The organism is Massilia sp. DJPM01 (assembly GCF_030348125.1).
Lineage (GTDB): Bacteria > Pseudomonadota > Gammaproteobacteria > Burkholderiales > Burkholderiaceae_D > Telluria_A > Telluria_A frigida.
In genome coordinates this window covers 18,774-33,578 of record NZ_JAQOZV010000009.1, presented here as the reverse complement: position 1 = coordinate 33,578, position 14,805 = coordinate 18,774, and the positions used below count along the sequence as shown (strand labels likewise).

Annotated in this window: 14 protein-coding genes; 4 read left to right on the top strand and 10 right to left on the bottom strand. The window is 65.0% G+C overall.

Going from position 1 to position 14,805, the window contains the following annotated elements:
• Window positions 1-139: 139 nt before the first annotated feature.
• Window positions 140-2,005, top strand: coding sequence for a sensor histidine kinase (locus PO883_RS08405; RefSeq protein ID WP_289309351.1), 1,866 nt, complete (start codon window positions 140-142; stop codon window positions 2,003-2,005).
• Entirely contained in the window at window positions 2,002-3,345 is a 1,344-nt protein-coding gene (locus tag PO883_RS08400; RefSeq protein ID WP_289309350.1) for a sigma-54 dependent transcriptional regulator, read from the top strand. The genes PO883_RS08405 and PO883_RS08400 overlap by 4 nt, the downstream gene beginning before the upstream one ends.
• A 45-nt stretch (window positions 3,346-3,390) precedes the next feature.
• On the opposite strand, the gene panB is transcribed toward PO883_RS08400, so the two are convergent.
• The 6 genes from panB to hda form a co-directional block, all read right to left on the bottom strand.
• Complete coding sequence (gene panB, locus PO883_RS08395) at window positions 3,391-4,251, bottom strand: 3-methyl-2-oxobutanoate hydroxymethyltransferase (protein ID WP_289309349.1); 861 nt, start codon at window positions 4,249-4,251, stop codon at window positions 3,391-3,393.
• Window positions 4,252-4,320: 69 nt separating this feature from the next.
• The gene (locus tag PO883_RS08390) at window positions 4,321-4,668 is read right to left on the bottom strand and encodes a DMT family protein (protein WP_167090031.1); all 348 of its coding nucleotides are present in this window, start codon (window positions 4,666-4,668) and stop codon (window positions 4,321-4,323) included.
• A gap of 1 nt (window position 4,669) precedes the next feature.
• A complete protein-coding gene (gene folK, locus PO883_RS08385) occupies window positions 4,670-5,143 on the bottom strand; it encodes a 2-amino-4-hydroxy-6-hydroxymethyldihydropteridine diphosphokinase (protein ID WP_289309348.1) in 474 nt (157 codons plus the stop codon).
• Window positions 5,140-6,537, bottom strand: a complete 1,398-nt coding sequence (gene pcnB, locus PO883_RS08380; RefSeq protein ID WP_289309347.1) for a polynucleotide adenylyltransferase PcnB — start codon at window positions 6,535-6,537, stop codon at window positions 5,140-5,142. The genes folK and pcnB overlap by 4 nt, the downstream gene beginning before the upstream one ends.
• On the bottom strand, window positions 6,530-7,204 hold the full coding sequence (locus PO883_RS08375) for an HAD family phosphatase (protein WP_289309346.1): 675 nt from the start codon (window positions 7,202-7,204) through the stop codon (window positions 6,530-6,532). The genes pcnB and PO883_RS08375 overlap by 8 nt, the downstream gene beginning before the upstream one ends.
• Window positions 7,201-7,884, bottom strand: a complete 684-nt coding sequence (hda, locus tag PO883_RS08370; RefSeq protein ID WP_167090027.1) for a DnaA regulatory inactivator Hda — start codon at window positions 7,882-7,884, stop codon at window positions 7,201-7,203. Before hda ends, PO883_RS08375 begins: the two co-directional genes overlap by 4 nt.
• Window positions 7,885-8,146: 262 nt before the next feature.
• On the opposite strand from hda, the gene purM reads away from it, so the two are divergent.
• Together purM and PO883_RS08355 are read left to right on the top strand one after the other, a co-directional pair.
• Complete coding sequence (gene purM / locus PO883_RS08365) at window positions 8,147-9,190, top strand: phosphoribosylformylglycinamidine cyclo-ligase (RefSeq protein WP_289309345.1); 1,044 nt, start codon at window positions 8,147-8,149, stop codon at window positions 9,188-9,190.
• A gap of 471 nt (window positions 9,191-9,661) precedes the next feature.
• Complete coding sequence (locus PO883_RS08355) at window positions 9,662-10,186, top strand: AlpA family transcriptional regulator (protein WP_289309344.1); 525 nt, start codon at window positions 9,662-9,664, stop codon at window positions 10,184-10,186.
• 48 nt (window positions 10,187-10,234) lie between these two features.
• Here PO883_RS08355 and PO883_RS08350 read toward each other — a convergent pair whose 3' ends face one another.
• From PO883_RS08350 to PO883_RS08335, 4 genes are all read right to left on the bottom strand, one after another.
• Window positions 10,235-10,486, bottom strand: coding sequence for a hypothetical protein (locus tag PO883_RS08350; protein ID WP_289309343.1), 252 nt, complete (start codon window positions 10,484-10,486; stop codon window positions 10,235-10,237).
• Between the two features lie 97 nt (window positions 10,487-10,583).
• Window positions 10,584-10,844, bottom strand: coding sequence for a hypothetical protein (locus tag PO883_RS08345; protein ID WP_289309342.1), 261 nt, complete (start codon window positions 10,842-10,844; stop codon window positions 10,584-10,586).
• A gap of 112 nt (window positions 10,845-10,956) precedes the next feature.
• Window positions 10,957-13,368: an acylase gene (locus tag PO883_RS08340; protein ID WP_289309341.1), complete on the bottom strand. Its 2,412-nt coding sequence runs from the start codon at window positions 13,366-13,368 to the stop codon at window positions 10,957-10,959.
• Window positions 13,369-13,506: 138 nt separating this feature from the next.
• On the bottom strand, window positions 13,507-14,724 hold the full coding sequence (locus PO883_RS08335) for a 6-phosphofructokinase (RefSeq protein WP_289309340.1): 1,218 nt from the start codon (window positions 14,722-14,724) through the stop codon (window positions 13,507-13,509).
• Window positions 14,725-14,805 lie beyond the last annotated feature (81 nt).

Sequence of the window (14,805 nt, the reverse complement as noted above, 5' to 3'; positions counted from 1 at the left end):
TACGCAAGCCGTGTGCCACCCGCGCCGCGATTCTAAGCTGCTGTTTTTAAAGAGAAAATTACCAGCGAATACGCGCTGGCTGTCAACTTGCTATATAGTTAGCCTGTTGCAACTATCAAGCTGCCTTACACCGGCCCGCATGGACATCTACCGCGTTTACTATTTCTCCCTGGTGATCCAGGGTGGCATCAGCCTGGGACTGGCGGCCTGGCTGTGGGCCAAGGCGCCGCACCAGAGCGGCATCAAGCCGCTGGCGCTGTTTTGCGTCGGCATCGGCTGCTGGGCGCTGGGGCAGCTGGGCATGCACCTGGGCGGCGATGCGGTGGCCGCGCTGGGCAAGCGGCTGGTCAACTGCGGCCCGATCAACGCGGTGTTCTTCCTGCACTTCGTGTTCCGCTTCCTGCGGCGCGAGCGCCCGCGCCAGCTGCTGGCGGTCTACCTGCTCGGCATCGTCACCCTCGTGCTGATACAACTACTCGACATGGGCACGCTGGCGCCCTGGCTCGGCTTCCGGCGCTACTACTTTTTCCCGGTGTGGGGCTGGATACCGGGCATTGTGGTCAGCTCGATCAGCGTCTGGGCCTACCTGCTGCTGCTGGCGGCGTGGCCGGCGGCCGCGCCCAAACAGCGCGGCAAGATCCTGGCAATCTGGTTTGCCGGCGTGTGGGGATCGGGCGCCTCGCTGATGTTCCTCAACGCCTCGCTCGGGATCGACATCTTCCCGTACAGCGTGATCCTGTTGCCGGGCTACGCGCTGCTGCTGGTATTCGGCATCCTGCGCTACGACCTGATGGTGGTGAACCTGTGGGCCAACCGCCTGCTGGCCTGGCTGGTGCTGATGGCCATCGCGGTGGCCCTGGCCAGCCTGCTGCTCAGCGTGGCCGCGCGCACCGGCTTCGCGCCGCTGGCCGCCATGCCCCTGTGGCAGCTATGGCTGCTCGGTACCGCCATGCTGGGCGTGATGCTGGTGCTGGAGGGCCCGTCGCGCCGCGCCATGGAGCGGCTGGTATTCCCCGGCGCGCATCTGGAAGCGGGCGTGCTGGCCGACTGGCGCCTGCGGCTCGACGCCGCCAGCAGCTGGCCTGACCTGGAACGCATCGCCGCGTCCACCCTGGGTGCGCACCTGCGCCAGCCGATGCGGGTGGTGCTGGGCGACGCCGGGCCGGCCGGCGACGGCGCGGGCAAGCCGGGCGTGCATTGTTATCTCGCCGCCGGCAAGGACGGCAAGGCGCCGCACTGGCGCAGTGACCTGATCGAGTGGGAAGGCGCGACCCCCAGCGTGACCCGCGTCGGCGAAGTATTCGGCGCCCTGCTGGCGGCTGCGGCGGCGCGCCTGGACCAGTTGCTGCGCTATGCGGAGCATGAAAAGGAGCGCCTGCAACAGGCGCATCTGCTGGAACTGGGCGGCCTGGCGGCGACGGTGGCGCACGAGCTGCGCAACCCGCTCAACATCATCAGCATGGCTGCGGTGATGGCGCCGCCGGAGGTGCGCGCCGAGATCCGCGCCCAGATCGAGCGCGCCGACCATCTGATCCAGGATTTGCTCAGTTACTCCGGCGAAGTGCGCCTGAACCGCCAGCGCGTGCCCGTGGCCGAACTGGTGCAGCGGGTCGCCGCCGGCCATCCGTCGCAAGCCATCGACGTCGATGTCGACCAGGCCCTGTGCCTGCACATTGATCCGATGCGCGGCGAGCAAATCCTCGGCAACCTGATTGGCAACGCCATGGCCATGCTGCGCGGCCGCAGCGACCCGCGCATCCTGGTCGCCGCCGAAGCGCAGGCTGACGGCCAGGTGCTGCTGCGCGTGTGCGATAACGGCCCGGGCGTGCCCGCCGATCTGGCCGCCGACCTGTTCCAGCCCTTCACCACGCGCCGTCCCGGCGGTACCGGCCTTGGCCTGGCGATCGTCAGGCGCCTGGTCGAGGCCCACGGCGGCAGCGTCAGGCTGGGCGAACTGGCCGGCTGGAACTGCTGCTTCGAACTTCTTTTACCAGGCTCGCCATGACTTCCGAACGCATTCTCCTCGTCGACGACGAACCCGCCTTCCAGCGCCTGTGCGGCAACTGGCTGGCCAGCCTTGGCTACGACGTCAAGGTCGCGGCGTCAAGCGAACAGGTGCTGGCGCTGTGCGCTGATCACAGCTTCGACCTGGTGCTGCTGGACCTGGCGCTGCCGCCCTCGTTCCGCCCCGATGAAGGGCTGGCGCTGCTGCCCGGCCTGGCGACGGTGCCGGTGGTGGTGATGACCGGCCACGCCGACCGCGAACTGGCCCTGCGCGCGATGGCCGCCGGCGCCTGGGATTTTTTACCCAAGCCGCTCGACCCGGACCTGCTGCGCGTGGTGGTCGAGCGCGCGCTGACCAAGCGCCGCCTGGAGCGCGAACTGGCCGAGTGGCGCGCGCGCGCCGCACCAAGCGACGCCACCATGGGCCTGATCGGCATCAGTAGCGACCTGCGCGACCTGCGTGCGCTGATCCGGCGCATCGGGCCGACCGAAGTGCCGGTGATGATCACGGGGCCGAGCGGCACCGGCAAGGAGCTGGTGGCGCGCGCGCTGCACGCCAACGGCAAGCGCAGCGCCAAGCCGTTCGTGGCGGTGCACTGCGGCGCGATTCCGGCGGAGCTGTTCGAGAGCGAGTTGTTCGGGCACTGCAAGGGCAGTTTCACGGGCGCGGACCGCGACCGCATCGGCCTGATCGCGGCGGCCAACGGCGGCACCTTGTTCCTCGACGAGATCGGCGACATGCCGCTGTCGATGCAGGTCAAGCTGCTGCGCTTTTTGCAGGCCGGGAGTTTTTTTGCGGTCGGCGCGCGCAGCGAAACGCGGGTCGATGTACGCGTGGTGGCGGCCACCAACCGCGACCTGGCGGCGATGGTCGAGGAAAAATCGTTTCGCGATGATCTGTTTTATCGCTTGAAAGGCATCCAGGTCAGGACCACGGCGCTGGCCGAACGGGCCGAGGATGTGGCGCTGATCGTGCAGGCCGTGGTGGCCAGGCTGTCTCCGCCCAAGCGGCTGGCGCCAGCTGCGCTGGAATGGGTGGTGTCGAGGAACTGGCCGGGCAATGTGCGCGAGTTGCAGCACTCGGTGTCGACGGCGGCGGCGCTGGCGGGCAATGCCGATACGATCACGGTCGACGACCTGGCGCTGGCCTGCGGCGAAGCGGCCGCGCCGCTGGCGGTGGAAGGGGATGGCTTGCTCGATGCGCAGGTGGCGGCGCTGGAAAAGCGCCTGATCGTCGCCGCGCTCGACGAGACGGCGCACAATCACACGCACGCGGCCAGGCAGTTGGGGATTTCGCGGGTGGGGCTGTTGAATAAAATGAAGCGGTACGGATTGCGCTAACCCCCGTCGTTCCAGCGCGGGAACGACGGAGTGGGGCGCGGAGGCTTAGAAGCAGTGCTCCAGCGCCGGAAAACTGCCATCCTTGACCGCGTTGACATACGCGCTCACGGCGGCATCGATGCTGGTCTGGCCTTCCATGAAGTTCCTCACGAAGCGCGCTTTGCGCCCCGGGAAAACGCCCAGGATGTCGTGCATCACCAGCACCTGGCCCGAACAATCCGGCCCCGCGCCGATGCCGATGGTCGGCACCTTCAGCGCCTCGGTCAATTCCTTGCCCAAGGCGCTGGGAATCGCCTCGAACAGCACGATCGCCGCACCGGCAGCTTCCAGCGCCAGCGCATCGGCCTTGAGCTGCGCCGCGCTTTCGATGGTCTTGCCCTGCACCTTGTAGCCACCCAGCTGGTGCACCGATTGCGGCGTGAGCCCCAGGTGCGCGCACACCGGCACCGCGCGGTCGGTCAGGAAACGGATCGTTTCGGCCAGCCAGGCGCCGCCCTCGATCTTGACCATGTGCGCGCCAGCCTGCATCAGCTGCACCGCGTTGTTGAACGCCGCTTCCGGCGTGCCGTAGCTGCCGAACGGCATATCGGCCAGCACCATCGCGCTCTTGTTGCCGCGCGCGACAGCGGCGGTGTGGTACGCAATCTCGGCCACCGTGACCGGCAAGGTCGATTGATGTCCATTGCAGACCATGCCCAGCGAATCGCCGATCAGCAGCACTTCCACGCCGCAGCGGTCCATCAAGGTCGCAAAGCTGGCGTCGTAGCAGGTCAGCATCGTGATCTTGGCGCCCGAAGCACGCATCGCGTTCAGCGAAGGAATCGTTACCGCCTTCGTCACCACCGGTTTGACAGGCGCCGGAGTATCGCCGCCCGCCATGTCCTTACCCTGCAGATAACCGCTCATAATAGTCCTTTGATATCAAAATGGTCGCAACGGCGCATAGTGTAATGCCAACCGCCGGAACGTGCCCGGTCAGCTGCGGAAGATGAAGTAGACCGCGCCCACCAGGCACAGCCCGGCCCAGACATAGTCGAGTTTGAAGGGCTCGCCCATGTAGAACATCGCGAACGGCACGAACACCGTGAGGGTGATGGCTTCCTGCAGGATCTTGAGCTGCGCCAGGCTGTATTGCGTGTGGCCGATGCGGTTGGCCGGCACCTGCAGCAGGTACTCGAACAGGGCGATGGCCCAGCTGACCAGCGCCGCGTACCACCAGGCCTTGCTCGACATGTTCTTCAGGTGGCCGTACCAGGCGATTGTCATGAATACGTTCGACAGGATCAGCAGGCCGGTGGTCTGGAGGAAAACGGGAATCTGCATGTCAGTCGAGGCGTGCGATGGCCTGGCCGGCGACGGCGGGCAGGAAGCGCTGCGCCGGACCATGCCCGGGCAGCTCGATGTCCGGGGCGATTTCCAGCAGCGGCGCCAGCACGAACGCGCGTTCGCACATGCGCGGATGCGGCACTTGCAGGCTGGCCGTGTCGATCAGTTCATCGTTGTACAGCAGGATGTCGAGGTCGAGGGTGCGCGGGGCGTTGCGGTAGGGCCGTTCGCGCCCGTGCGCCAGTTCGATCGCCTGTAGCGCGGCCAGCAAGTCCGCTGCGCCCATCGTGGTGTCGATGCAGGCCACCGCGTTGATGTAGTCGTCGCCCGAGGAGTCAATCGGCGCGGTGCGCCAGGCCGACGATTGCGCCAGCAGGCGGCTGCCGTCCAGCGCGGCCAGGCGCGCCAGGGCGTCGGCCACGTTGGCGCGCGCGTCGCCCAGGTTGGCGCCGATGCCGATGTACGCGATCATTCGTCGCCGCTGGTGCTGCCGGTGGTGCTGGTGGCGGCGCTGTCGCCGCCCTCGCCGGTGCCGCGGTTGCGCGGTGCGCGGCGCGGCGCTCGCTTGCGCTTGGCGCCGGCCGGCGCCGCCACGGCGGTGGTGAGCAGGGTTTCGCGTTCGATGGCGTCGCCTTCATAAAAGGCGGTCCACCATTCGCCGATTTCCATCTCGATCTCGCCCGACTCGCAGCGCAGCAGCAGGAAGTCGTAGCCGGCGCGGAAGCGCGGGTGTTCCAGCAGCTTGTATGGGGCCTTGCCGGTGCGCCGCTCGAAGCGCGGCTGCATCGACCAGATGTCGCGCATGTCCGAGCCGATCTTGCGCTGCAGGGCCAGTTTTTCGGTCTGCGAATCGAGCACGTCGTCGGCCGCCAGGTGCAGCGCCGGAATCGGCGACTCGCCCGCCGCGCGGTAGGCGGTCCATTTTTCCACCACCTGGTGCCACAGCAGCGAGGCGAACAGGAAGCCCGGCGAGACGCCCTTGCCGGCCTTGATGCGGTTGTCGGTCGATTCCAGCGCCAGGGTCACGAACTTCATCCCGATCGGCTGCTCCAGTACCACGTCGAGCAGCGGCAGCAGGCCATGGTGCAGGCCTTCCTTGCGCAGTTGCTGGAGGCAGGCCAGCGCGTGGCCGCTCATGAGCAGCTTGAGCATTTCGTCGAACACGCGCGCGGCTGGCACGTTGTTGATCAGGGGCGCCATGACCGGAATCGGTTCGCGCGTGTGCGGCTCGATGGTAAAGCCCAGGCGCGCGGCGAAGCGCACCACGCGCAACAGGCGCACCGGGTCTTCGCGGTAGCGCGCTTCGGGCTGGCCGATGATGCGCAGGGTCTTGTCGCGGATGTCGGCGATGCCGCCGTGGTAGTCCAGCACCACTTGCGTGGCCGGGTCGTAGTACATGGCGTTGATGGTGAAGTCGCGCCGCATGGCGTCTTCGTGCTGGGGGCCGAAGTTATTGTCGCGCAGCACCCGTCCGTGTTCATCCTTGGGCGCGTTGGATTCGCCGGCGCCGCGGAAGGTGGTGACCTCCAGCAGGTCGGAGCCGAACATCACGTGCACGATCTGGAAGCGCTTGCCGATGATGAAGGCGCGCCGGAACAGGCGTTTGACCTGTTCGGGCGTGGCATCGGTGGCGATGTCGAAGTCCTTCGGCTTGACCGACAGCAGCAGGTCGCGCACGGCGCCGCCCACCACGAACGCCTTGAAGCCCGCCTCCTGCAATGTCTGGGTCACGCGGATCGCGTTCGACGACAGCAGCTTGGGATCGATCCCGTGCTCCGCCGGTCCCAGGATGATGGGTTCGGTCAGGTCGCGCACTGGCTGCTTCTCTTTGACGCCGAGCATTTTGCGGATGAATTTTTTAATCATTGAATAGATGGAGTAAAGGCCAGCCAAGGCGTGTGGCGTGGGTCGCCAGCACGGCGTTGGGGTTGGTCGCGACAGGATGGGTGACGACGGACAGTAGGGGAATATCGTTGTGCGAATCGCTGTAGAAGTGGCTGCGCCCGAAGCCATCCAGGGGCGTGCCAAGCTGCGCCAGCCACGCATGGGTGTGGCTGACCTTGCCGGCGCCCGATGTGGGCACGCCCACCAGTTTGCCGGTCAGGTTGCCGTCCGCGTCTTCTTCGGGCACTGCGGCGATCAGGTGCTCCACGCCCAGCGCTTTGGCGATCGGCGCGGTCACGAAGCGGTTGGTGGCGGTGATGATGGCCACCAGGTCGCCGGCATCCATGTGCTGCTGGAGCAGCGCGCGCGCGCGCGGCAGGATGGCCGGCTCGATCACCTCGGCCATGAACTGCGCGTGCATGGCGTCGAGTTCCTTGCGCGGAAAGCGCGCCAGGGTGCCGAGCGCGAAGTCGAGGTAGTCGACCGGGTCGAGCGTGCCGGCCTGGTACTGGGCATAGAATTGGTCGTTGCGGCGCTTGAATTCGACGCGATCGACGGCGCCGGTACGGACTAAAAATTCGCCCCATTCGTGGTCCGAATCAATCGGCAGCAGGGTGTGGTCCAGGTCAAACAGCGCCAGGTTCTTCATTCTTTGGTGTCCGCTTGCGGGTTGGCTTGTAATAGTAAATCGCGCAGCAACGGCAGGGTCACCGGCCGCTGGGTTTCGAGGGAATACTGATCGAGTGCGTCTAGCATCGTCGACAGGGAGCGCATGTCGCGCTTGAAATGGGACAGCAGATAGGGTAACACGCTGGCCGACAAGGTCAAACCGCGCGCTTCGGCGGCGTGCGTGAGGGCGGCGATCTTCTGTTCGTCGGCCAGGCCGTGGATCTGGTAGATCAGGCCCCATCCCATGCGCGTGCGCAGGTCTTCGCGCACCGGCAGCACCACCGGCGGCACCGGCCCGGTGCTGACCATGTAGGCGCCATGTTCGCGGATCTGGTTGAACAGGGCAAACGCGTCGATCTGGGCTTGCGGCGAGAGCTTGTCGCAGTCGTCGAGCAGGTACAGGGTGGTCTCCGGCGCGTAGGTGAATTCGCACTCGGACGCGTCGCAGGCGATGTAGCGCGAGCACGGCGTGGCGGCCAGCGCTTGCAGCAGGTGGGTCTTGCCGGCGCCGGTTTCGCCCCACAGGTAAGCGAAATGTTCGCGCGAACGACGCTCCGCGAACTGGTGCATCAGATGCGCCAGTTCGGCATTTTGCCCTACCTCGAAGGTATCGAGGCTGTGCGCCTGCTCTGCGCCCAAATCGAGTACCAGCTGTTTCATGAGTTCATTCTTGCGCCGTCGTGTACATCAGGCATTATAGAAGCTGCCACGCAGATCGTGGTGGTGGTGATGGTGCTGGCAGGGTGCCGACGCTGTGCCGGGGTGCCGTGGCTGTGAAAAAAGCATCTTATTGTTGTAATGTGGGTTAAATCGGCTGTGGACGGGGCATTTTGATAAAATAGCGGATTGACCAGTTTTGGCCGTCCGCGGCTCGAATCGGTTCGCCGCCTTCTATTTTACCGCCTCCGCTGCCAAATACACCATGAGCCAACTTTCTAATGTTTCCCTCTCCTACCGCGACGCCGGTGTCGATATCGATGCCGGAGACGCCCTGGTCGAAGCGATCAAGCCGTTTGCCAAGAAAACCATGCGCGAAGGCGTCATGGGCGGCATCGGCGGTTTCGGCGCGCTGTTCGAGATCAGCAAGAAGTTCAAGGAGCCGGTGCTGGTGTCCGGCACCGACGGCGTGGGCACCAAGCTCAGGCTCGCGTTCGAACTGAACCGCCATGACACGGTCGGCATCGACCTGGTCGCCATGAGCGTCAACGATATCCTGGTGCAGGGCGCCGAGCCGCTGTTCTTCCTCGATTACTTCGCTTGCGGCAAGCTCGACGTGCCGACCGCCACCGCCGTCGTCAAGGGCATCGCCCAGGGCTGCGAGCAGGCCGGTTGCGCCCTGATCGGTGGCGAAACGGCGGAAATGCCGCGCATGTATCCGGCCGGCGAGTACGACCTGGCCGGTTTCGCGGTCGGCGCGGTGGAAAAATCGAAAATCATCGATGGCACCAAGATCACCCCGGGCGACGTGGTGCTGGGGCTGGCCTCGTCGGGCGTGCACTCGAACGGGTATTCGCTGGTGCGCAAGATCATCGAAGTGGCCAAGCCGGACCTGAACGCCGACTTCCACGGCCGTCCGCTGGCCGACGTGCTGATGGAGCCGACCCGTATTTACGTCAAGCCGCTGCTGGCGCTGATGGAATCGATGGAAGTCAAAGGCATGGTGCACATCACCGGCGGCGGCCTGGTCGAAAACGTGCCGCGCGTGCTGCAGCCAGGGTTGACGGCGGTGCTCGATTCGACGGCATGGACCATGCCGCCGCTGTTCCAGTGGCTGCAACAGCACGGCGGCGTGGCCGACGCTGAAATGCACCGCGTGTTCAACTGCGGCATCGGCATGATCGTGATCGTGTCGAAAGAAAATGCCGATGCGGCGTTTGCCCAATTGCAGGCAGCCGGCGAGAAGGTCTCGCGCATCGGCGTCATCCGCGCGCGCGAAGGTGACGAGCACCAGACGATCGTCAGCTGACCTGCTTGCGGTTAATCAAAAAACGGACGGCGCCTTCGGGTCCCGTCCGTTTTTTTTGATCTTTCTCATGCCGAATCGCCCATGCCCGATGCCACCATCGCAGGCTTGATCCTGACGTGCGCCACATGCAGGGCGTTCGCAGCGAATCAAAAGCTGGTTGTCGCTTGATAACCGGATCTTTGGTGACGACAATAGGAGAGACAGATGGCGCGCACATCCCACCCCAACAAGGAGATTGAGCAGGCCCTGAAACACGCTGAAGCAAACGGCTGGCGCATTAAAGTCGGTGCCAGCCATGCCCGGGGAAAGATGGACTGTCCCGACGACGCAGGATGCCGAGGCGGCAAATATTGTATCACTTTGGAGCACCCCGAAGAATGCTGGCCAACATGCAGGGACGTTGAAGCGGGCTGTCGATAATTGCACCGCCAACAAGCATCACAACGATGATGGTTCTTCGAAGGAGTAGCTATGTATTTCATCTTTGAGCTGACTTATCAATTGTCCAGCGACGATGACAATCATGATGAGATTGTTGGTCGTCTGGGCGAAGAGGGATGTACCGATGCCTTGGTCGGTATCGGCCACCCCGGACGTATCGCCCTCGATTTTAGTCGTGAAGCCGACAGCGCGTTTGCCGCCATGACCAGTGCGCTTGCCGACGTCAAGCGTGCCATTCCCACAGCACAGCTTATTGAAGTACGCCCCGATATCGTGGGACTCACTGACATTGCGGAGTTTGCCGAGGTAAGTCGCCAAAACATGCGCAAGCTGGCATACAACAACGCCGACACCTTTCCCGTACCGGTGCATGCAGGAAGTACGACCTTGTGGCACCTCGACGATGTACTTCGCTGGATGATGCCGCGCGCGACATACCCGATCGAGCCGGGCACGCTGGAAGTGGCGTCGATCGCCAAGCAGCTTAATTTCGCCATTCAGGCCCGGCAGATCGAGCCTGCGTTATTCCGTCAAGTACAGGCATTGCTGGCCTGATACCGGACTGACCGGGACGCAGGCGGCGTCATTGCCGCCTGCGTCCGCCTACAGCTTGCGCACAAAGCCGCACAGCACGGGGCCCACATCCGGATCGGACAGGATGCCATTGTGGCTGGCGCCGTCGGGCGTGACCACCGTCTCGTCGGTCACCGTGTAGGCGGACGGCAGCGCTGTGACGTCGACACGTGGCAGCGCGGGGGCATCCTTGGCGTCGGGATGGATGAAACTTTTCTCTTCGATCTGCATGGTGCCGCATCCGGCCAGGCCGATGGCGAACAATAAAGCAAGAAAACGCATGGGGTTTCTCGGTGAGGGAGGTGCACAAGGCGCGCCCGGGCATGATCGGCGCTTCCCGCCGGGGCCGCCAGCGGACGGCCCCGGTCCGCTGGCGAGCTTACTTTTGCTTGCCGGCGAGTTCCTTGCGGCGCGCCGCGATGGCTTGTTTGACGGTCATCTTGTAATCGATGTCCTGCGCCATCGTGTGCTGCGCCACGTAGGAAACGAGCAGTTCGGCCTCGTCCGGCGACAAGGCTTCCTTGACTGCCTTGCCCTTGACCGGGTCGCCGCTGTCGGACAGGGTGACATCGAGCGGCCCGTAGCAGGCGGCCAGCAGCAGGGGAAAACACACACACGCCATGCGTCGCTTTTTCATCATCGTTCCAGTCAATGAAAGTAAGCATAACTTAGCACAGCCCGAGCAAAAATGCCTTTTTAAAAACATTTAATGTTTGCCAAGCGGCGTGAGTGTTGTTTGCCCGTTACTGCGGTCACTGGACCTTGCGGCTGATGGCGATGCGCTTGTACGCCGGATCGGAGGTGATCTGGGTTTCGGTAAAGGGCAGGGTCGGCCAGGTTTTACGCGAATACAGCTCGGTCTGGTCGGCATAGTGGGGCGAGGCCGGGTCGACCGACTGGCCATACGCCAGCACCGCTTGCGCTTGCGGACCGTTGCGGTCGAACATCACGGTCTGCACGTAGCTGCTGCCCTCGGTCGGTTCGCGGCCTCCGCTAGCGCGCGCTTCGCTGGCAATCACGTTGTAGATCCCGTACTCGTAGCGTCCGCCGTGGATCGGAATGCGTTTGCCGCCGCGCTCGCTCTGCTGCACCTGGCCCCAGGTGGCATCGGGTTGCCAGCCGCTCGCGTGTGTCGCCAGCACCGCGTTGGCCAGCACCGTGCGCAGGCTGTTCACGCGGGCCGCATCGTCCAGGCGCAAGCCGCGCGGCGTGTTGACCGGATCGGCCGGGTTGAAGGGCACGGCCCAGAGCAGGTCGGCTTCATGCAACTGGTCCCACACGCCGGTAAAATAGCCGAAGCCGATATTGGCGTCGAGGTTGGCGCTGCGGTCCCAGGCGCGCAGGCTGGCGCACGCTTGCGTCAGGTCGACCGTGGTGCCGTCGGTGGCCTGCACCTGGCGCGCGCCGTCGCAGGCGCGCAGCACCTCGTCCATGTTCTGGCTGGCGTAGTAGACGCGGTTGCTGAACAGCAGTCCCTGCAACTGGGAAGCCGACATGCGCCGGCCCGCCATGCCATCCGTGCCCGCCAGGCGCGCTTGCAACTGGGCAATGCCAATCCGCGTGCGTCCGCCTTGTTCGATCGCATCGATACTGACGATCGAGGGGAAGCCGGTCAGCGGCGCCGCCGGATTGGTGAGCCAGGCGCTATCGTTCGAGTTTTGCACGAAATCGTTGCGTTCCAGGCGCGGCAGGCTGGCACCGGCAAAGATGCCGGGCTGGGGAGCGGCCGGATCGTTGTCGGGGCTGCAGGCGCTGGTCGAGCCGTCCAGCACCAGGATGGCACTGGCGGCAGCGTCCTTGAACCTGTCCGGCACGCACGCTTTTTCCTTGGCCAGCGGCACGTTCGGCACCACGGTCACATCCATCAGCAGGGTCTTGCCATCCTTGTCCGCCGCCACGGTGTTTACCCAAGGCAGGCCAACGATGCGGTCGATGCCTGCGCGCAGTTCGTCCAGGCTGCGCGCGCTGTTCATGGCGCGCCATTGTTCCAGCATGCGGTGATTGCCCAGGTTGGCGTCCAGCATGGTGTAAGCGACCTTGCGGTTCCACTCCAGCTCGCCCGGCGCCCGCATCACCACGCCCAGCGGTGTCTGGTAAAAATCGTGGCTGCGGGTGACCAGGCTGCCGTCGGCCTGGCGTACCTCGACATCGATGCGCTTGCGCGTCATGCTGCGCACCTGGCCGTCGACCACATAGCGGGTTGGATCTTGCGGGTCGAGCTGCAACTGGTGCAAGGTGAAGTGGGCGGAGGTATTGTTGGTGTGGGTCCAGGCCAGGTCCTTGTTGAAGCCGATGCTGACCATCGGCATGCCGCCCAGCGAGGCGCCCATCACATCGAGCTTGCCGGGGATGGTCAGGTGCAGCTGGTAGAAGCGCAGGTCGCCCTTCCAGAAGTTGTGCGGATTGGCCAGTACCATGCCTTGCCCATTCTCGGTAGCATCCTTGCCCAGCGCCACGCCGTTGCTGCCGATGCGGGCGTGCTGCCGCTTCCAGTATTCCGGGTCGATCGGGCTGGGGCCGGCGCGGCGTGGCGCCGGCGCCGCGGCCGCGGCCGTGCCCGGCGGGGCGGCGGCCACCAGCAGGTCGATGAAATGACCGCTCCCGCCTTCGGCGGCATAGCTGCGCACGATTTTCATCATGTCGGCGGTGGTCATGTTGCGCACCCAGGCGGCGTTCTTGCAGGCTTCCGGCAAGCCGGCCTTGCCGCGCTCCTCCAGGTACTGGTTGTAGCCGGCCACATAGCCTTCGACCAGGGCGCGCATGGGCGCCGGCTGTTGCTGCCAGGCGTTGGCCACCGCTTCCGGTTCGTTGATCAGGCGATAGTAGTAGTCCGAGGCCAGGTTGGGGACCGCGTCTTCGGTCACGCCGCGCGCCTCGGCGCCGAAATACTTGGAGCGTTCGCCATTGGCGGTGACGATGCGCTCGGCCATCAGGCAGATATTGTCCTGGGCGTAGGCGTAGCCGATGCCGTAACCGAGGCCGGCGTCGTCATCGGCCTTGATGTGCGGGACGCCGTAGGCGGTACGCCGGATCTCGGCGGCGTAGCGCGGCGCGGCCGGTTCGGACGGGTGATTGTCGTTGCTGCAGGCGGACAGCGCAAGCAGGAGGACGGCGCTGCTGGCGCGCAGCAGTGGAGCGGGTGAAACAGGCAAGCGTGGGGTCATGGCGGTCCGGTGTCGTAAAGGTTGACGGGACCGCAGTGTTGCGAGTTAACGTTGTCAAAACAATCAAAATGCCAAAAGGATAAGCGCACGCCCCCGGGCGGCGCATCTCACGGTACCTGGCCGCCGGCCGGGAGCGGCTTATTGCTTGTTGAGGATCTTGGCCACCGGCGCCGGACGCAGGCGGAACGCGTCCGGCATGCCCGACCCGAGCAGCGGGCGCAGGTACAGGCGGAAGGCATCGGTGACATCGGTGCCGCATTCGCTGATGAAGGCGTCGTCCATCACGCGCGTCTTGCCGGCCACGCTGTCGAGCGGCACCAGTTCATAGTCGACCGAATAGTAGCCGGTGCGCTTGATCGCCACCGACCCGTCGCGCTGGCCCCACATGGCGAACTGCACGGCTTTTTCGCCCACTTCGCGCGCCTCGCGCTGGTCCACGTCCGAGACGCAGCCGATGAAGGAGCGCTGCAGGTAGCCGAAGGTGTCGCCGCGCACGCGCTTGATGCCGAGCTTGGCCTTGATTTCGTCGCACAGCAGGTCGGCCAGGGCGCCGGTGCCGGACAGCTGCACATTGCCGTGCTCATCGCGTTCGACTTCGCTCGACAGCAGGCTGGCGATCGCTGCGCCGGAGGCATCGTGGATGCCTTCGGAGACGGCGATCACGCAGCGCCCGTAGCGCTCGTAGGTCGCCTTGACGTCGGCCAGGAATTGCTCGATGACAAAGGTGCGCTCGGGCAGGTAAATCAGGTGCGGGCCATCGTCCGGGAATTTTTTGCCGAGCGCGGCGGCGGCGGTCAGGAAGCCGGCGTGGCGCCCCATCACCACGCCCACATACACGCCGGGCAGGGCTGCGTTGTCGAGGTTGGCGCCGGCGAAGGCTTGCGCGACAAAGCGCGCGGCCGAGGGAAAGCCGGGGGTGTGGTCGTTGCCGACCAAATCGTTGTCGATGGTTTTGGGAATATGGATGCAGCGCAGCGGATAGCCGGCTTTTTGCGCTTCGAGGCTGACGATGCGCACCGTGTCGGAGGAATCGTTGCCGCCGATGTAAAAGAAATGCTCGATCTCGTGCGCGCGCAGCACCTCGAAAATCTTGTGGCAGTAAGCCAGGTCGGGCTTGTCGCGGGTCGAACCGAGCGCGGACGATGGGGTCTTGCCCACCAGTTCCAGGTTGTGGCTGGTTTCCTGGGTCAGGTCGACGAAGTCTTCGTCGACGATCCCGCGCACCCCGTGCATGGCGCCGTAGACGCGGGTGACGTTGCGGAAGCGGCGTGCTTCGAGCACCACGCCGACCAGCGACTGGTTGATCACGGCGGTGGGTCCGCCTCCCTGTGCGACCAGAATTTTGCCTGACGACATGTGCATCTCCTTGATGTGTGAAACAAGCAGCTTGCAGGCAGTCTACCGCCATGGCGGCAGACTGCCGGTTTCCTTACGCCG